This is a genomic window from Pseudoalteromonas sp. H105 (assembly GCF_001469215.1).
In the GTDB taxonomy this organism is placed as follows: Bacteria; Pseudomonadota; Gammaproteobacteria; order Enterobacterales; family Alteromonadaceae; genus Pseudoalteromonas.
This window is the reverse complement of the sequence record NZ_LOFH01000003.1, coordinates 288,610-307,262: the sequence shown is the minus strand read 5'-3', so window position 1 is coordinate 307,262 and position 18,653 is coordinate 288,610. Positions and strand designations below refer to the sequence as shown.

General features: G+C 41.0%; 17 protein-coding genes and 1 tRNA gene. 7 read left to right on the top strand and 11 right to left on the bottom strand.

Annotated features, from left to right (window positions below):
• Positions 1-21: 21 nt before the first annotated feature.
• Complete coding sequence (locus tag ATS75_RS07645; RefSeq protein ID WP_058559851.1) at positions 22-1,248, top strand: glycerophosphodiester phosphodiesterase family protein; 1,227 nt, start codon at positions 22-24, stop codon at positions 1,246-1,248.
• 83 nt (positions 1,249-1,331) lie between these two features.
• Positions 1,332-2,066, top strand: coding sequence for a dienelactone hydrolase family protein (locus ATS75_RS07640; protein ID WP_058559850.1), 735 nt, complete (start codon positions 1,332-1,334; stop codon positions 2,064-2,066).
• A gap of 27 nt (positions 2,067-2,093) precedes the next feature.
• Here ATS75_RS07640 and ATS75_RS07635 read toward each other — a convergent pair whose 3' ends face one another.
• Complete coding sequence (locus ATS75_RS07635; protein WP_058559849.1) at positions 2,094-3,017, bottom strand: LysR family transcriptional regulator; 924 nt, start codon at positions 3,015-3,017, stop codon at positions 2,094-2,096.
• 139 nt (positions 3,018-3,156) lie between these two features.
• Here ATS75_RS07635 and ATS75_RS07630 point away from each other — a divergent pair, with 139 nt between their 5' ends.
• The gene (locus tag ATS75_RS07630) at positions 3,157-3,840 is read left to right on the top strand and encodes a type 1 glutamine amidotransferase domain-containing protein (RefSeq protein ID WP_058559848.1); all 684 of its coding nucleotides are present in this window, start codon (positions 3,157-3,159) and stop codon (positions 3,838-3,840) included.
• Positions 3,841-3,935: 95 nt separating this feature from the next.
• Positions 3,936-4,547: a rhomboid family intramembrane serine protease gene (locus tag ATS75_RS07625; protein ID WP_058559847.1), complete on the top strand. Its 612-nt coding sequence runs from the start codon at positions 3,936-3,938 to the stop codon at positions 4,545-4,547.
• A gap of 311 nt (positions 4,548-4,858) precedes the next feature.
• On the opposite strand, the gene ATS75_RS07620 is transcribed toward ATS75_RS07625, so the two are convergent.
• Positions 4,859-5,398: a GNAT family N-acetyltransferase gene (locus tag ATS75_RS07620; RefSeq protein WP_058559846.1), complete on the bottom strand. Its 540-nt coding sequence runs from the start codon at positions 5,396-5,398 to the stop codon at positions 4,859-4,861.
• A gap of 91 nt (positions 5,399-5,489) precedes the next feature.
• On the opposite strand from ATS75_RS07620, the gene ATS75_RS07615 reads away from it, so the two are divergent.
• On the top strand, positions 5,490-5,858 hold the full coding sequence (locus ATS75_RS07615; protein ID WP_058559845.1) for a hypothetical protein: 369 nt from the start codon (positions 5,490-5,492) through the stop codon (positions 5,856-5,858).
• Positions 5,859-5,950: 92 nt separating this feature from the next.
• Here the strand turns inward: ATS75_RS07615 and ATS75_RS07610 are convergent, their stop codons facing one another.
• Positions 5,951-8,173, bottom strand: coding sequence for a TonB-dependent receptor (locus tag ATS75_RS07610; protein WP_058559844.1), 2,223 nt, complete (start codon positions 8,171-8,173; stop codon positions 5,951-5,953).
• Between the two features lie 296 nt (positions 8,174-8,469).
• On the opposite strand from ATS75_RS07610, the gene ATS75_RS07605 reads away from it, so the two are divergent.
• The gene (locus ATS75_RS07605; RefSeq protein ID WP_058559843.1) at positions 8,470-9,615 is read left to right on the top strand and encodes a porin; all 1,146 of its coding nucleotides are present in this window, start codon (positions 8,470-8,472) and stop codon (positions 9,613-9,615) included.
• Positions 9,616-9,627: 12 nt separating this feature from the next.
• Positions 9,628-10,035 carry a hypothetical protein gene (locus tag ATS75_RS07600; RefSeq protein ID WP_058559842.1) on the top strand — a complete coding sequence of 136 codons (408 nt, stop codon included), beginning with the start codon at positions 9,628-9,630 and terminating at the stop codon, positions 10,033-10,035.
• Between the two features lie 113 nt (positions 10,036-10,148).
• Here ATS75_RS07600 and ATS75_RS07595 read toward each other — a convergent pair whose 3' ends face one another.
• From ATS75_RS07595 to rlmE, 8 genes are all read right to left on the bottom strand, one after another.
• Complete coding sequence (locus ATS75_RS07595; RefSeq protein WP_058559841.1) at positions 10,149-11,774, bottom strand: methyl-accepting chemotaxis protein; 1,626 nt, start codon at positions 11,772-11,774, stop codon at positions 10,149-10,151.
• Between the two features lie 590 nt (positions 11,775-12,364).
• Positions 12,365-12,449, bottom strand: a tRNA-Leu gene (locus tag ATS75_RS07590).
• A 79-nt stretch (positions 12,450-12,528) separates the two neighbouring features.
• The gene (gene secG, locus ATS75_RS07585) at positions 12,529-12,876 is read right to left on the bottom strand and encodes a preprotein translocase subunit SecG (RefSeq protein ID WP_058559840.1); all 348 of its coding nucleotides are present in this window, start codon (positions 12,874-12,876) and stop codon (positions 12,529-12,531) included.
• A gap of 1 nt (position 12,877) precedes the next feature.
• Positions 12,878-13,627 (bottom strand): triose-phosphate isomerase, encoded by a 750-nt coding sequence (gene tpiA / locus ATS75_RS07580; RefSeq protein ID WP_058559839.1) that lies wholly within the window; start codon positions 13,625-13,627, stop codon positions 12,878-12,880.
• Between the two features lie 72 nt (positions 13,628-13,699).
• Positions 13,700-15,049 (bottom strand): phosphoglucosamine mutase, encoded by a 1,350-nt coding sequence (gene glmM, locus ATS75_RS07575; RefSeq protein ID WP_058559838.1) that lies wholly within the window; start codon positions 15,047-15,049, stop codon positions 13,700-13,702.
• Positions 15,039-15,905, bottom strand: a complete 867-nt coding sequence (gene folP, locus ATS75_RS07570; RefSeq protein ID WP_058559837.1) for a dihydropteroate synthase — start codon at positions 15,903-15,905, stop codon at positions 15,039-15,041. Before folP ends, glmM begins: the two co-directional genes overlap by 11 nt.
• Positions 15,906-15,995: 90 nt before the next feature.
• On the bottom strand, positions 15,996-17,927 hold the full coding sequence (gene ftsH, locus ATS75_RS07565; RefSeq protein ID WP_058559836.1) for an ATP-dependent zinc metalloprotease FtsH: 1,932 nt from the start codon (positions 17,925-17,927) through the stop codon (positions 15,996-15,998).
• A 66-nt stretch (positions 17,928-17,993) separates the two neighbouring features.
• Positions 17,994-18,623 carry a 23S rRNA (uridine(2552)-2'-O)-methyltransferase RlmE gene (rlmE, locus tag ATS75_RS07560; RefSeq protein WP_058559835.1) on the bottom strand — a complete coding sequence of 210 codons (630 nt, stop codon included), beginning with the start codon at positions 18,621-18,623 and terminating at the stop codon, positions 17,994-17,996.
• Positions 18,624-18,653 lie beyond the last annotated feature (30 nt).

The following is an 18,653-nucleotide window of genomic DNA, read 5'->3' as shown; positions in this document are numbered from 1 at the left end:
GTACAAAATAAAGGATGCTTTATGAAACAACTGGTTTTTATTTTACTTGTGATTGTATTAAATGGCTGTAGCCAAACACATAATACCACCAGCATACAATTAGGCACACGCCCTTATTATCTCATCGATAATATGAAGGCGAGTCCACTCAAAACAAAACTAACATCATGTGGTGACGGGGTATTCTACAAAACAGATTTTTCAATTGGCCACCGTGGCGCGCCTATGCAATACCCTGAGCACACCAAAGAATCCTATATTGCAGCAGCGCGAATGGGCGCTGGTATTTTAGAATGCGACGTTACTTTCACCAAAGACAAAGAACTAGTCTGTCGCCACTCACAGTGTGATTTACATACCACTACCAATATTTTAGCCGTACCGGAACTCGCCGCAAAATGTACCACGCCATTTCAGCCTGCAAAAAACGGTCAGCCTGCTCAAGCAAAATGCTGTACCAGTGATATTACCCTCGCTGAGTTTTTAACACTGAAAGGTAAAATGGACGGCGCTAATAATCAAACCACCACAGTCACTGAATATTTAAATGGTACGCCCAATTGGCGCACTGATTTATACGCAAGTAATGGTACATTAATGAGCCATAAACAAAGCATTACCCTCTTCAAGCAGCTAGGCGTAAAAATGACCCCAGAGCTTAAATCACCGCAAGTAACGATGCCGTTTAATGGCTTTACTCAAGCGCATTATGCTCAGAAGATGCTTGATGAATACGCAGCGCAAAACGTGCCGAGTGAACATGTTTTTGCCCAGTCATTTAATCTTGATGACGTAAAATATTGGATAAACAATGATCCTGAATTTGCAAAAAACAGCGTGTACTTAGATGGTCGCGACGAAACAGCTAATTTCGACCCTAACAACCCCGCGACTTGGCAACCAAGTATGGCTGCACTGTATGATGACGGTGTACGTATTCTTGCTCCACCGATTTGGATGCTGTTAAGAGTTGATGAAAACAAGCAGATTGTGCCATCCCGTTACGCTACTTCCGCTAAAGCCGCAGGACTTAAACTCATAACATGGAGCCTTGAACGCTCTGGTCCACTGAATAGCGGTGGGGGCTACTACTATCAATCAATAAAACAAGTGATTAATAACGATGGCGATATGATGAGGGTGATTGATGTACTCGCCAAGGATGTCGGAGTCATGGGAATTTTTTCTGACTGGCCTGCCACGGTAAGCTACTACGCAAGCTGTATGAATATGACAAAAAGTGATTAATTTTCATAGTATTGCTATATTGCTCGTTATAATTAGCCTGCTTCGTTATCATACCAACACAGTGTTTTCCATTAAGGTTTTTTATGATCATTCAGCACCAAAGTCATGATATAGCTACGGCTACAGGTATGATGCGCACCAGTGTGTATCGACCTCAGGCAGGCGGTCAATTTCCTACGATTATTTTTTATTCTGAGATTTTTCAGCAAACCGCACCTATTGCACGCAGCGCAGCCCTTTTAGCCGGCCACGGTTTTGTTGTATTAGTACCCGAAGTTTTTCATGAGCTCAATCCACCTGGTACGGTACTCGAGTATGATGACTCAGGCAAAGACAAAGGCAATGCTGATAAATGGACAAAACCTCTTGAATCCCATGACAGTGATACCTGTGCAATGCTTGAATTTGTAAAAAAACAGCCTTATTGCATAGGCACTATTGGGGCCATGGGCGTGTGCATTGGTGGGCATTTAGCTTACCGCGCGGCGTTAAATCCAGAAATTAAAGCCACGTTTTGCTTATACGCTACTGATATTCATAGTGATACATTACCAGCCAAGGTCGGAAATAATTCATTTGAGCGTATGGCTGATATCCAAGGCGAAATTCACTTTATCTGGGGTAAGCAGGACCCTCATGTACCAAAAGAAGGCCGTGCAAAACTTTATCAGCAGGTTGTTGCAACTGGCATTAACTACCAATGGCAAGAAGTCAACGCGCAGCATGCATTTATGCGCGATGAGGGCGAGCGTTATGATCCCGCGCTTGCTATTGCTATGTATCAACAAGCTGTGGCACTTTTTAACCGAGCTTTATAGGCACGTTACTAGCTTACAACGTCTTGGTTAGTTACTTTTAAGCATACCTAAAGCGGTATGCTTTTTTACAAAGTAATGTTTCAGATAATCAATAAACAGGCGCAATTTTTTAGACCCTGCGCCCCCTGGCGGAAATACACCATATAATTCGATGTCTTTACTTTTGTAATCATCTAACACGACTTCTAATAACCCAGCTTGTACTTTGGGCCACGCATCATACACAGGAATTCTCCCTATGCCATGCCCCGCTTCGACAAACGCGGTTCGCGCAGCAGCATTATTAGTACTTAATCCGCCTTGCATAATTAAACTGTGCTTTTTTCCCTCTTTTTGTAGTGTCAGTGTTTTACTTCCTAATTGGTACACAACCCACTTATGCGCTTTTAGTTGCTCAGGTGTTTTAGGCTTACCAAAGTGAGCAAAGTAATCTGGTGACCCACAAATACAAGTACTCATCACTGTCAACTTAGTCGCGTGTAAGTTTGAGTCATCCAATGCTACACCTCGTATTGCTAAATCAAACCCATTTTTAATAATATCAATCACCTCATCACTTAACTGTAAGTCGATATCTATTTTTGGATACTGACGTTTGAAGTGATTTATGGCCGGTACTATCAGCTGCATACCTACGTTAACAGGGCAGCTTATTTTTAATATGCCTTGAGGTTCATTTTTAATATTTTCTATTTGTTGATTTGCCGCATTTGCTTGCTCGGTAATAACCCTGCAACGCTCATAATAAGCAATTCCGGCCTCTGTTAATGTCATTGTACGTGTAGATCGATTTAGTAAACTCACTTCAAGCTGTGTTTCTAATTTTTTTAAATGGTAACTTGCTACACCGCGAGTCAATCCTAATTGCTTTGCAGCTGCGGTTAAACTACCTTGCTCAACAATTTGCGCAAACACCACCATACTTTTCAACTGCTCGAACGATACTTTCATCATAACCCCTCAACTCAACACGCTAATTGTATCAATTTTTAAATCAATAAAGTTAAATTTATCATCGTTGTTTAAGTATGGCTTAGATCATATAGTAGTTAGCAGTTAAGTTTATTAAATCATCAGAAGGATAATCATAATGGCTAAGAAAATACTCATGGTACTTACTTCACATTCGGAACTAGGTAATACTGGTGAAAAAACCGGCTTTTGGGTGGAAGAATTTGCCGCTCCGTATTATGCATTTATTGATGCGGGTGCTGAAGTGACGTTAGCATCGCCTAATGGTGGCCAACCCCCTATTGACCCAACAAGCACATTGTCTGATTTTGAAACTGACGCTACGAAGCGTTATGACAATGACAGTACTGCGAAAACATTAATGGCAAATACCAAGACGCTCAACGAGCTTAATGCGAATGATTTTGATGGTGTATTTTACCCAGGTGGCCATGGCCCTTTGTGGGATTTAGTCGATAACACCGATTCAATTTCACTCATAGAAGCGTTTATTAAACAGCAAAAGCCCGTGGCTGCAGTATGTCATGCAAGTGCAGTATTTTTAAATACCAATGATGCCGAAGGAAATACTTTAGTAGCTGGTAAAAAAGTCACGGGGTTCAGTAATACAGAAGAAGCCGCAGTACAACTCACTGACATAGTGCCATTTTTAGTCGAAGACGAGTTAATTAAAAAAGGTGGCGATTATCAGAAAACCGATGACTGGGGCGTACTTGCCTTAGAAGACGGTCTTGTTATCACCGGACAAAATCCAGCAAGCTCTGAGCTAGCTGCTAAAAAATTATTAACTCAACTAGGTTAAGTAATCATATTAAAGCCTTGCTCTTCCTGTAAGGCTTTTCAATTTAGCTTTAAGCTGGGTATACTCATATAAACGCTCACTGATTAAGTTTATTTATGCCAAGCAGTAAGAAATCATCTTTCCTCCCCCCTTTAGCAAGCAAACGCTTAACGTTATTTGGCATTATATTACTGTGCACAGTACTACAAATTTTTAATAGTTTGCCCAGCATTCATTTAAATGGCTTGGGGATCTATCCACGAAACTTAAGTGGTTTATCAGGCCTGATATTTGCTCCTTTTCTGCATGGAGGCTGGGCGCACTTGATTAGTAACCTTATCCCTTTTGCAGTCCTTGGCTGGCTGGTTTGCCAATATAGCGTTAAGCGCTTTTGGCTTATCTTTATCTTTACGGCATTCGTCGGCGGTTTATTAGTATGGTTATTTGGCCGGGCTAATATACATGTTGGCCTAAGTGGGGTGCTATACGGCTTATGGGGGTTTTTAATAAGTTACGGCATTATTCACCGCTCATTTAAAGCAATCGCTATTAGTGTTGTTGTGGTGTTTTTGTATAGTGGCTTTATTTGGGGTGTATTACCTCAGCGACCTCACGTATCGTTTGAGAGTCACTTATTTGGTGCTATAGCCGGCATGTTTATTGGTTACTACTTAGCAAAAAAAGATAAATCTTCATCTCGTGCAACAACGTCTCAGCGTAACTATTAACACAAATTAGATAGGCAGCTCAGCGTGTCTGGGCTACCTAAAATAATGCACTTTAAAACACCATCGCTTTACCATTATTGCGAGTGGGCTTTAGAATAGCTGTTAGCCCTTGCTGCTTAACGTTTTGCTTTAGCGCTAGCAAAATAATCAGCAAAATTAATCGAGGCATGCTTTGTGCGCCCTTCCCGGCAATTAGCTGAAAGAGATTTTTATAAACATTGGGTTACACTTTCTATTGTTAAAAACATCATTCCTTTTTGCTCTTTAGATGGAGTGTTTAACCACCATGCGTTTTTCTGTTGATAAAGTATTCACTTCAGCATTTTGCGATAAAGCACCGCAGGCAACTCCCCTTCCTCATCGCAATGAACATAATCTTTTACAAACTGCATTCCTATTTTTTTCATTACCTTTATAGACCCTTTATTTTCTTTCAAAGCCGTTGCACTGAGTGAGCGCACTTGAAATTCAGTGGCAATGGTATCTGCAACAGCCAGAGCGGCTTCGCTTGCATAGCCTTTACCCCAGCTTTCGCGCTTAAATCGCCAACCGATTTCTATATCAGTAAAATCAGGTTTATCTGTAAAAAAGCCCATCGGGCGAATAAGTACCCAGCCAATAAACGCCGCGGAGTCTAAAAGCGTCACTTGCCATAACCCCCAGCCCCGCTGCTCATCTCGATATGCAAGCATACGCGGAATAAATACCTCCTTTATCGTTTGCATAGAGGTAACCTTCCCCCCTGATAAATACTGCATTACATGAGGATCACTATCGAGTTCAAATAACAAAGGCGCATCATGCTCACCCATTAATTTAAAATCTAATCTGGCTGTTCTAGGTACGTTCATATTATTCCCTGTATATTGTAATCTCTGGATTGTGATTAATTTCAATAACATTACTTAATAACACAATTAATAGAAATAAAAGAGAATGAATATGAAAAAATTAGCGAGTTTGGTTTTAGTGGGTTCAGTTTTTTTGCTTGGTTGTGAAGACGCCAAGGAAGTAAAAGAAGATGCGGCAGAAGCCAAAGCTGAAATGCAAAAAGCACTTGGTGATGTCTGGAACGAAGTTAAAGAAACAACCAATGAGTTTAAAGGTGAATCCTTAAATGAGTTACTCGACGAGAGTAAAAAACTTGGATTAGATATGTTTGATGACGGTAAAGAAATAGCCTTCGACGCGTGGCTAGAAAGTAAAGAAGCCGCAGGTGAATTAAGCGAAAAAACCAAGCAAAAAGCACAAGAACTGGCTGACGAACTAAAAGAAGCACGTGAGAAACGCGAGCAAGAGAAAAACAATTAACAGTCAATCACTCATTGTAAAAGGTATTTACTCAATAAAAAGGGTAAGGCCAATGACCTTACCCTTTTTATTTAAAAGTGTGTTTTATTTACTTAAAGTTCAAAATCCTTTTTAAACTTAATACCAAACTCACTGCGGTCGTTACTACGCATCACGCCGACAAAGCCTGATTGTTGCAAACGTCCTACATCATAAACTTCATTTAACACGTTTTCACCGTAGAGCGTTACTTCCATATCACCGTATGCATTTAGGTATGAAATATTGAAGCCGACTAACTCGCGAGAGTCAATACGCTCGCTTTGGTTATACACAGATTGCCCTTGCATGTCACTGCGATACGAGTAGTTTGCATTTAAGGCAACTGTCGCGCCATTATCTAAATCAATAAAATAAGACGGGGCAACCATGACTGTCCAACGTGGTGTTAATGCGGGTGAGTCACCTTTACCAATCCCTTGCACACCCGAGTCTACTTCTGTTATCTCAGAGTCTAAATAGCCAACTGCACTGCGAATTGTAAAATCATCCGTTACTGCAACCGTGGTTTCAAGCTCAACACCCTGTGCTTTAGACGCACCTGCATTTTCAACAATCGTCACAAAACCACCACCGGCTGTTGGATCTGAAAATGGCAAAGCTAAATCCGTATAATCTGTCACAAATACAGCCAGCATCATCGATACATTGTCGTGTACTTGCCCTTTTAAGCCAAGCTCGTAGTTAATTGCTTTTGTTTCATCGAATGAGACAAACTGATCAGGTCCACCAAATGGACGTGGTGGAAAACCACCCGTTTGATACCCTTTTTGAATTTGACCATATACGTTCATATTGTTATCTAAACGGTAAGACGCATTAATATCCCATGTTACAGCATCGAAATCTGCCGTTACGTACTTACGGGCAGGAAAGCTTGGGAACAATGCATTCGCTTCTTTTTCATCCTTTGAGTAACGTAAGCCGCCGCCAACACTTAAGTTATCCGATAAATCATAGCTGGCATTGATATACGCAGCGTATGAATTAGTTTCTTGGTTTACATCAAAGTAACCATAATCACCAAAGGACGTGGTTGTTCCATCATTTAATAACCCATTAGGTGTATTCCATGGACTGAACACAAATGGCCCTGAACGTGTGAATCCATCTTCATTGAAATAATAAAGGCCTGAAACGAAATCCATATCTGCAAATGTGCCATTTAGCTGAATTTCAAACGAGTATTGATCTGCCCCACCTTCTTCAGGGAATTCTGACAAGTTCAATGCCACCCCATCATCATCCAAACCACCTTCGTATTCTGACGTTCGGTAACTTGAAATGAATTTAGCTGTGTAACTATTGTTTATATCCCATTGTGCTGATAGTGACGAGCCCCAGCCAGAATATGACGTTGACTCAATCCCTTCCACTGCAGTACCTAAATCATCTGGATTTTTCGGTAGCATGTCTGCAGTTAAAAGTGGAAAATCGCCATTCGCAGGGTTACTTGCATCCAGTGGGCTTGTTAACTCAATCGTATACGGTGATTGGCCTGACTCGTTATCAACGGCATCTAAAGAAAGAACCATCGAAAAGTCAGTGTTTGGTTGCCATTTAATAGCAACGCGACCACTGGTTTCTTGCTCTTCACCTATTTCTTTTTCAGGGTTTGCTAAATTTACAGCGTTCCCTACGCCATTACGTTGTTTGTAAGACGCGCTCGCTGACATGCTTAACTCATCAGTTAATGTATTGTTGAAGTAGATGTCACCCGCAAGACGACCACGAGAACCCACCTTTGCAGTCGTTGTTAAAATGCCTTCATCGCCGGGCTGTTTAGTAATAATATTTACCGCACCACCGAGTGTATTACGACCGTATAACGTACCTTGAGGGCCACGTAAGACTTCTACACGCTCAATGTTAGGCAGTGATAAATTAGAACCCATTTGGCGACCTAAATAAACCCCATCAAGGTACACACCCACACCAGGATCTGTCGTGATAATGTGATCTTGTAAACCAATACCGCGAATAAACACAGATGCATGAGCTGCATTACCCACACCGTAACGGGTAATATTCAAATTAGGTACGTATTTACCAATGTCTTCTAGGTTGCTCATATTAGCTTTATCAATTAAGTTTTCACCTATTGATGTCACAGCTGTTGGAGACTCAAAAATGCTTTCTGTACGCTTACGCGCTGTGACTTCTATTTTTTCAAAAGCATCCTGTTTTGCTGTGGCTTTTTCTTCTTGTGCATAACTTGAGGCATTAAAAGCAGCAAGTATGGCAATACTTAGCTGGGAAAGATGACGTGTTTTCAATGTATTCTCCAAAGGGTACCGTGTGTGGGAGTGCCTAGTAAATTTCAGACATAAAAAAAGATGCTTAATTAAGCATCTTCCCTCTGGAGGGGCATTATATTTCATTTTTGCAAAAAATGGTATAATTAACACTGTTAAAGCCAATTCAGCAATGATCCAATAGCTAATTATCCTAACAAAGTGCTCCACCATTATTAGCTTAATCTAACTTTATTTTCGATATTTCATCGCTAACTTGCTCTTTTACTACTAAAATATCTTTGAAATCAACCTATCTTTAATACTTAGGATACACAATGAAAAAACTTCCTATCGCTATTGCACTGTGTGCTGCGCTGGCCTCTACAACCACAATTGCAGAAGTACGCATTAATGGTTTTGCCTCCATTGTTGGTGGTAAAACAATGGATGATAATACGACATTGTATGGATACGATAATGATATTTCATTTAAAAATGAGAGTGTATTTGCTCTGCAATTGTCTGCAGATTTACAAGATAAGTTAAGCGCAACAGCCCAAATTGTAGCGCGGGGTGAAAATGACTTTAATGCTGAATTTGAGTGGGCTTATTTAACGTATGAATTTACCGATGAGCTGCAACTCAGTGCTGGGAAAATGCGTGTTCCATTTTACCGTTACTCGGACTTTCTAGATGTTGGTTATGCTTATCGTTGGATCAGGCCGCCACAGTCTGTATATAACATCCCATTTTCAACCTATGAAGGTTTAAGCCTACTACATACCTCGCAAATTGGTGACTGGGATTCAACCGTTCAGGTCATCTATGGTGGTTACGATGGCACCATTGCTGTTGTATCAGTGAATGGTGATACTGAGCTTAATGACATCGCTGGGATCAACTGGACATTAAGCTATGACTGGTTTAGTGCACGTGCAGCGTACTTTGTCGCAGACACCTCTATTGCGATTGAAAACGATACCGATACAGGCATTGCCCTTAATAACCTCGAAGCAACTTTACGTGGTGCAGGGTTCGTCGACCAAGCAAACGATATTGCAATCGATGAAGACGATGGTTCATTCTTTGCTATTGGTTTCTCTATCGATTACAACGATATTTTATTTGATGCAGAGTACACAGAGTTTGAAGTAGACAACAGCGCATTAGCTAAACAAACTCAATATTATACCTCATTGGGGTACCGCATGGATGAGTGGACAGTTCATTTTACTTATGAAAATAACGATGATGAACATGAAAGCAGCCGCTACAATGCACTGACTGCGGTTCCCCCGCTAAATCAGGGCATAAACCAAGTGCTAGAAGGTTCAAAAGCAAAGAGTAACGTATACACGATAGGTACTCGTTATAACTTTCATCCATCTGCTGCACTTAAAGTGGATTTCAGCCGCTTTAAAGATGACATCACAAGTATAGAAATTGATGCTGTGGCTGTTGCTGTTGACCTAGTGTTTTAATTGGAGCGTATGATGAAAAAATTATTTTTAACTACCGCATTAACTCTATGTTCGTTACACGCATTCGCTGAAGTTGCTGTTATCGTAAACCCTGCAAATTCAAATCAACTCGATGCCAATGCAATCAAAAAGATTTATTTAGGTAAGAGCAAATCGTTTGATGATGGAATGAAAGTGAACCCTGTAAATCAAGATGGTAACAGTGTTGCGGACGAGTTTAACGATAAAGTGGTTGGTAAATCAGGTAGTCAGCTAAATGCTTACTGGTCTAAACTGGTATTCACAGGAAAAGGCACACCGCCAGAAAAATTAAGCAACGACCAAGCTGTCATTGACTTTGTCAGCAGCAACAAAGATGGCATTGGATATATTGACAGTGCAAAAGTTACGGATAGCGTAAAAGTGATTGGTAAGTTTTAGACCTACTGATAGGCCATAAAAAAACCACCGACAAACTCGGTGGTTTTTTACATCTATCCGGTGATTCACTCATCACCAAATACATTTATAAAACATACCAGCGACTTGGACCACTATTCAACTTTGAACTTTGCCGTTGCATCCAAGAGGTTGTCTGATAGGTAATGAAGGTTCTTAGCAACATCTCTCACCGCAGCTAAAGACTGCATTGTATCTTCGAATGACATGTGCATATTAGATACGTTATCAACTACCATCGCTGCCACTGAAGTTTGCTCCTCGGTTGCAGCTGCAATTTGCGAGTTCATACCATTAATTTCAAGCATCTGTTCAGCAATCTTTTCTATGGATATCCCGGTATTTTCAGCAGCCGTTGCATTATTTGTTGCCATATCTCTGGCTGAGGTCATTGCACTGACTGACTCATTAGCCGCACTAGTCAACGTATTTAATAACTCACGAATTTCATTCGTCGACTTCGCAGTACGAGAGGCAAGCTCCCTTACTTCATCGGCAACAACAGCAAAACCACGTCCCTGTTCACCAGCACGAGCAGCCTCAATTGCTGCATTTAAAGCAAGTAAATTAGTCTGCTCTGCTATGGCTGTTATTACATTCAAAATTTGCGTCACATTTTTAGTATCATCCGCTAACTTATTGATTGTTGTAGCCGCATGATTTATTTCATTACTTAAGGTTTGAGACTCTGAAACAGCGGTTTGAATCTGGCTACGACTTTGCTCAACTTCTTGCTCAGCTGTTTGGGCTGCACGGGACGCATTTGCCGCTGATTGAGAAATATCGCCTACGCTCTGTTTCATTTCCTCCATTGATTGCTTTACAACTTCAGCATCAGACGTCTGCTTGCTTGTCGCTCTTTCAGCTTGCTCCATACCTTGCACTAAACGCGTGGAGTTTTCCATCAGAGGCTCACACACTGACATGACGTCCAGTACAGAGCCTCTCAGCAAAGTAATAAAGGTATTAAAGTTAATTGCAACTTGACCTATTTCGTCTTCCGAACGCACTGTCAACTGGGTACTTAAAGAGCCTTTACCTTCACCCAGTAAACGTAGGTTATCTGCTGCATCACTAGCAGCTGCACCAATTCCTCGAGCAATCCATACTGCCATAAATAGTAAAAGAGATAATGACACTAACGATACAACAAGCATTAAGGTTAATGCGTTATCTGAACGGGCCTTGGTATTTTTAACTAACTCAAAGAAGCGATCATCTGCACGTTCTTGAGCGTCTTTAAAGCTTTTTAATACTGAGGTATAAATTTGCGTCTTGGTTTGAGCCTGTTGCTGTATTTTACTAAAGTCAGCGGTCCCATCTATCATACCCACTGCTATTTGAGATGAAATAGTTGAGTAATTATCGAGCTGACCCCGTACTTTACTATCAATATAGTTATTACTAATCCCCGTGATCCTATCAATGTTCTGTATTAACTTTTTGTATGTATCTGTTGCTTTGTCGACAAGCTCCTGCTCGCCGAAGGTCACAGCCTGTGTATAAAGCTCATCAAGTTTTTCTAACAGCACAACATTGGAAGAGGTTAACTTTACTACCTGATATGAGGTTTTTTCTAACTCATCCAAAGAACCGCGGTTGTCATCCATGGCAACGTAATTTATCAATACGATCACAACAAATGCAATAACAGCAATACTGGTAATTGCATGGATTTTTTTTGTGATGCTGATATTTTGAAAAGACATACTTGACGCCATTCGAAGTACCTTACTATTTTTATAACTGAGTGTATTATCGGCCTAAAAGCCCAAATCATTAACTATATTTTTAATTTATATAGCTTTTTCATAACATGTATTACTTTATCTAATGTGTCTGAGTGTACCTATTAGTTAACAATGATTCTTTCATAATTCGATATAAACTCTAAACTACATTGGCTTATTTATATCATGTTCGAAAAAACGCATGTTTCATAAAGCGGCCAAAGAAGAGCCTGCTTTATAAATTATTCTACAAACGTAATAAATCAGTCTTGTTAAAATTTTTATGTTAATAAACACATTAGCTTATAGTTAAACATTAAGCAAAAAATGACGTGTTTTTCACACTCACTGTTTCAGATTTTAGGAAGGTTGAAGTCAATTTATACGCCGTCATCCGGATAGATTCATATTTAAATTCGGAAACATAGCGAGTAGGCGTAACATTACATTTTATAGAATAAAGGCGCAGACTAGAAAGGTAGTTAAGATTCACTATTGATAAAGGGATACACGGGAGAGTATGTGTTTTTTGACGCTAGAAACAAAAAACCAGTAACATCTCTGTTACTGGTTTTAAAATATGGTGCGGTTGGGGGGACTTGAACCCCCACGCCCTAAAGCACTACCCCCTCAAGGTAGCGTGTCTACCAATTCCACCACAACCGCATTTTTAAAGCTTTCGCTTTGTTTATTAAGCTTAATGATTTACTTGAGGATTGTAAATCGCTTAACGTTTTAATCTATCTTAGTTAGGTACGTCAGACTTCTCATTAGACGTTACCGGCACATCATCAGCTGCAGGAGAAATGGTCTCAACTGCAGGAGCTGCTTCTAAGTTTTCCCACTCATCACTTTTTTTGATTTGATTCGCAGTTAAATTACCTAACACTATACTTAACACAAAAAATATTGTTGCTAATGTAGTGGTTGTTTTTGTCATAAAGTTACCTGCACCCGATGAACCGAATACTGTTCCAGATGCGCCAGCTCCGAACGAAGAGCCCATATCCGCGCCTTTACCTTGCTGGATTAAAACCATGCCAACAAGTGCCAATGCGATAACTAAATAAACTACTAATAAAATTTCGTACATCTTATACGGTCCCTTTTGCACTTTCACAGATTGCAGTAAATGAATCTGCTTTTAGACTAGCGCCGCCAATAAGGCCGCCGTCTATATCTGGTTGTGCAAATAATAATTCGCTATTTTTTTCATTAACGCTGCCACCATAAAGGATGGTCAGCCCTTGTGCTAAATCGCTATTTAAATTTGCAATTTTATCACGGATAAACTTATGCACATGTTGTGCTTGTTCAGGCGATGCAGTCTTACCTGTGCCAATGGCCCAAACGGGCTCGTATGCTACCACAGAATCTTTCAGTGCTGCTAGACCTAATTCGTTAATTACTGCATCAATTTGAGCAGCAACTACCTGTTCAGTTTGTTCTTGCTCACGTTGCTGTTCACTTTCACCAACACAAAGAATAGGTGTTAACCCAACTTGCTGTGCTCGAGCGAACTTTTTGGCAACTGTGTCATTGCTTTCACCATATATACTACGGCGCTCGGAGTGGCCAACCAGTGTATAACCAGCGCCTAAGTCTTTAATTAACTGTGCGTCGACTTCACCAGTGAATGCCCCAGGCTTATTCTCAGATACTGTTTGCGAACCGGTTGTTATACCACTCGCTACAAGCGAAGTTAACAACGGGTAAGGTGGAAATATTACAACGTCTAAATCTGTTGATTCTACGTTTTTAACTGCATTAGATAACTGTTTAACGAGCTCTAAAGAGCCATTCATTTTCCAGTTCCCAGCTACCATCGGCTTACGTAATGCCATTTTTCCACTCCAGATTAGAAAGCGGGCGAGATAGTAACTCGACTCGCCCAAAGTTACAAGAGGTTATTGTTCTTAATCAGTTTGTTTGCTCATAGATTCGACAACATCAGCAATTTTGCGAGCACTATCAAGAACTATTTTTTCTTCTTCGGCCTCGACCATAACGCGAACTACTGGCTCAGTGCCTGATTTACGTAGCAAAACGCGTCCTTTATCTGCTAGCTTCGCTTCAACTTCTGCAACAGCAGCAATGACTTCAGGCGCTTGCGTAGGATCTGTTCCCGCTTTATAACGTACATTAATCATTTTCATTGGGTATTTAGTGAAACCTGCCCCTAAATCTTTTAACGTACGGTTTTGCGCAACCATTGCGGCTAAAACCTGCAAGCTCGAAATGATACCGTCTCCAGTACTTATTAAGTCTAAATTGAGTACGTGACCAGAGCTTTCACCACCGATTTTCCATCCTTTTTGCTGAAGCAACTCCATAACATAACGGTCGCCCACTTTACTTCTTTCGAAATCAATACCTTTGGCTTTTAATGCGTTTTCAAGGCCCATATTTGACATGACGGTACCAACAACACCTCCACCTAACATATCATCTTGCGCTGCTTGGCAAGCGATAATGTAAACAATGTCATCACCATCAAAAACACGCCCGTTGTGGTCAACCATCATTACGCGATCGCCATCACCATCGTAGGCAATACCCACATCGGCATTGTGTTCAAGCACCTTACGCTTTAGTGCATCTACATGTGTTGCACCGCACTCTAAATTGATGTTTACCCCATTTGGTTCACACGCATGGCAGATAATATCAGCACCTAACTCACGCATAACAGAAGGCGCTATGTGGTAAGTTGCTCCATTGGCACAATCTAAAACAATCTTTAAACCTTCAAGTGATAAGCCCTGTGGGAACTGGCTTTTACAAAACTCAATATAACGTCCATCAGCACTTTCTAAACGCTTGGCTTTACCAAGTTTATCAGAGGCAACACATGTCATTGGTTCATCAAGCATTGCTTCTATTTGAAGCTCAACATCATCACCTAATTTTAAACCTCGACCACAGAAAAACTTAATACCATTGTCGTGGTATGGATTGTGCGAGGCACTGATCACAATGCCCGCCTCGGCACGAAATGTTTGTGCGAGGTATGCTACAGCCGGTGTCGGCATTGGGCCTAATAAAACAACATCGATACCCGCAGCGATTAAACCTGCCTCTAATGACGTCTCTAACATATAACCAGATATACGCGTATCTTTACCGATAATTACTTTTTTAGTGCCTTTCGCTGACAACACTCGCCCGGCAGCCCAGCCTAATTTTAGAGCGAATTCTGGAGTGATCGGATACTCCCCAACCATTCCTCTTACACCGTCAGTACCAAAATATTTTCTATTGCTCATTAGATATTCCTTGTTCGCAAGCCTGCCAAACAGCAAGCACATCTGCAGTTTCTTTTACATCATGTACACGAATGATTTTTGCGCCATTTTGCGCAGCGATAAGCGCACCAGCTAAACTACCAGCCAGTCGCTCTTTAGTATTTCTATTTAATAAATTACCAATCATTGATTTACGAGATAATCCAGCTAAAACAGGTAAATCAAAGAGGTTAAATTCACCAAATCGTTTTAATAATTCGTAATTGTGAGCCATGCTTTTACCAAATCCAAAACCAGGATCAAGGATAAGTTGTTCACGTTTTATACCGGCGCCTTCACACACACTTACTCGTTGCATAAAGAAGCGATTAATATCTGTCATTAAATCATCATACTGAGGATTGCTTTGCATGGTTCTTGGTTGACCTTGCATATGCATAAGACAAATCGCAATATCATCAAATTTGGAAGCAACATCCAGAGCGCCCGGCTCTTGCAAAGCACGTACGTCATTTATCATGTCGGCGCCGGCCAATAAAGCTTGGCGCATTACTTCGCTTTTACTCGTATCGATTGAAATAACACAGTCACTCAACACGGTATCTGAATGGCTGCGAATTGCTTTGATTGCCGGAATAACTCGATTTAGCTCTTCATCAAGTGAGACATCAGGCGCACCAGGACGCGTTGATTCACCACCAATGTCGAGTATGGTTGCACCGTCTGTTAATAATGTTTGCGCTTGAATGACAGCGCTGTCTGTCTGGTAGAAGCGCCCTCCATCTGAGAATGAGTCAGGAGTAACGTTTAATATCCCCATAATTAACGGGGAGCCGAGGTGCAGTGTACGACCCCGTGGTAAGTTAACTGTGGCCATTTATCACCTTCAATACATCCATTGCATTGATATTCTTTAAATACAAAAAACCCCGGAAGCCCGGGGTTTTTAGGTAAGCTATTTTAACTATTATTCAGCTTTATCATCAAGGTTTGTTTCATCTTTTTGTGATGAATCTTGATCTTTAACAACTGATTCAGTTTTAGCCTCTGTTTTTTTCTCGTTAGTATCACGCCTATCATGTGCATCACGCGGCTCACGAACAGGTTGACGTGCCATTAGGTCATCAATTTGTTTTGCATCAATTGTTTCATACTTCATTAATGCGTCTTTCATCGAATGTAATATATCGATGTTTTCTTTCAAAATATCTTCGGCACGCTGATAATTTCTATCAGAGAATAAACGAACTTCGGTATCAATTACTTTCGCGGTTTCATCTGACATGCTCATAGCACGGCCACCGCCGCCACCCATGTACATTTCATTTTGATCTTCAGCATAAAGTAATGGACCTAACTTCTCGCTTAACCCCCACTGAGTGACCATTTTGCGAGCAATATCTGTTGCACGTTCAATATCGTTACTGGCACCCGTAGTCACTTTATCTTCACCGTAAATCAATGCTTCTGCAATCCTGCCACCATATAGGCTTGAAATCATTGATTCCAACAACTCTTTTGAATGACTTACGCGATCTTGTTCAGGTAAGTACATCGTTACACCCAGCGCTCTTCCTCGAGGGATAATTGATACTTTATAAACGGGGTCATGCTCTGGTACTAGGCGACCAACAATTGCATGACCTGCTTCGTGGTATGCCGTCATCTCTTTTTCTTGCTCGCTCATCACCATGGTCTTGCGCTCAGCACCCATCATGATTTTATCTTTAGCGGCGTCAAATTCAGCCATACTTACAACACGTTTGTTACCACGAGCAGCATAAAGCGCAGCTTCGTTAACTAAATTTGCTAAGTCTGCACCAGAGAAACCTGGTGTACCACGCGCTATCACAGCAGCTTCAACGTTATCACCCAATGGCACTTTGCGCATATGCACTTTTAAGATCTGTTCGCGACCACGGATATCTGGAAGGCCTACTACAACCTGACGGTCAAAACGACCTGGACGCAGTAGCGCAGGGTCAAGAACGTCTGGGCGGTTAGTCGCAGCGATAACAATAATACCTTCATTGCCTTCAAAACCATCCATTTCGACTAGCATTTGGTTTAGTGTTTGCTCACGCTCATCATGTCCGCCACCCATGCCTGCACCACGTTTACGACCAACAGCATCAATCTCATCAATGAAGATAATACATGGCGCAGCTTTTTTAGCTTGTTCAAACATATCGCGCACACGCGACGCACCTACACCGACAAACATCTCTACAAAATCAGAGCCTGAAATGGTAAAGAACGGGACTTTGGCTTCACCAGCAACAGCCTTGGCAAGCAAGGTTTTACCAGTACCAGGGGGGCCCACCATTAAGACGCCCTTGGGAATACTACCACCCAATTTTTGGAATTTTGACGGGTCACGTAAAAAGTCAACCAATTCAGTTACATCATCTTTTGCTTCATCGCAACCAGCGACATCTGCAAACGTTGTTTTGACTTGGTCTTCACTCATTAAGCGAGCTTTGCTTTTACCAAACGACATCGCGCCTTTTCCACCACCGCCTTGCATTTGACGCATGAAAAAGATCCATACTCCAATTAGCAACAGCATTGGGAACCAAGAAATTAAAATACTTGCTAAAAACGATTGTTCTTCAGGTTTGACCCCTTTCACATTTACGTCACTTTTAAGCAAATCATTTAAAATATCTTTATCATAAATAGGCATAATGGTTTGAAAACGCTCACCATTTGTCTTAGTACCAGTAATTGTTCCACTGTTACTTTCGATTGCCACTTCTTGTAAAACACCGTTACGAGCATCTTTTACAAATTGAGTGTAACTTGTTTGACGATCAACTTGATCGCCACCATTAAAGCTCTGAAATACTGACATCAGCACAACTGCAATAACCAGCCAGAGTATTAGATTTTTCGCCATATCGCTCAAGGTGTTAACCTCTTGTATCCAATTAATTTAAATTCAACTTAACGCCAGACAACTGTACTACAGTTTGTAGCCTGTCGCTACTATATATACTTCGCGAGAACGAGCACGTGAGGCGTCGGGTTTGCGTATCTTCACTGTTTTAAAACTATTACGTACATCTTGCAAATATTGATCAAAACCTTCGCCTTGGAAAACTTTCACAATAAACGCGCCATTTTTCTTAAGTACTTGGTTGCACATATCAAGTGCTAATTCCACTAAATACATACTACCGGCTTGGTCAACGGAGCTATTTCCACTCATATTTGGTGCCATATCTGAAAGCACCACGTCTACATTTTTACCTCCGATACGATTTAACAACGCATCAAGCACCGCTTCCTCTCTAAAATCTCCTTGTAAAAAGTCGACCCCGGCAAGGGAATCCATTGGTAATATATCACAGGCAACAACTTGGCCTTTGGTGCCAACTTTATCAGCTAAATACTGTGACCAACTACCCGGTGCTGCACCTAAATCTACCACGGTCATTGCTGGGCGTAGTAATTTATCTTTATTTTGAATTTCATCAAGTTTGAAAATCGCACGAGAGCGCCAACCTTTCTTTTGGGCTTCGTGAACGTAAGGATCATCAAAATGTTCCTTCAACCATCGCTGTGAACTGGCTGAATGTTTTTTATTTGTCATAAATTAACACGCAACTAATTAGTAATATTC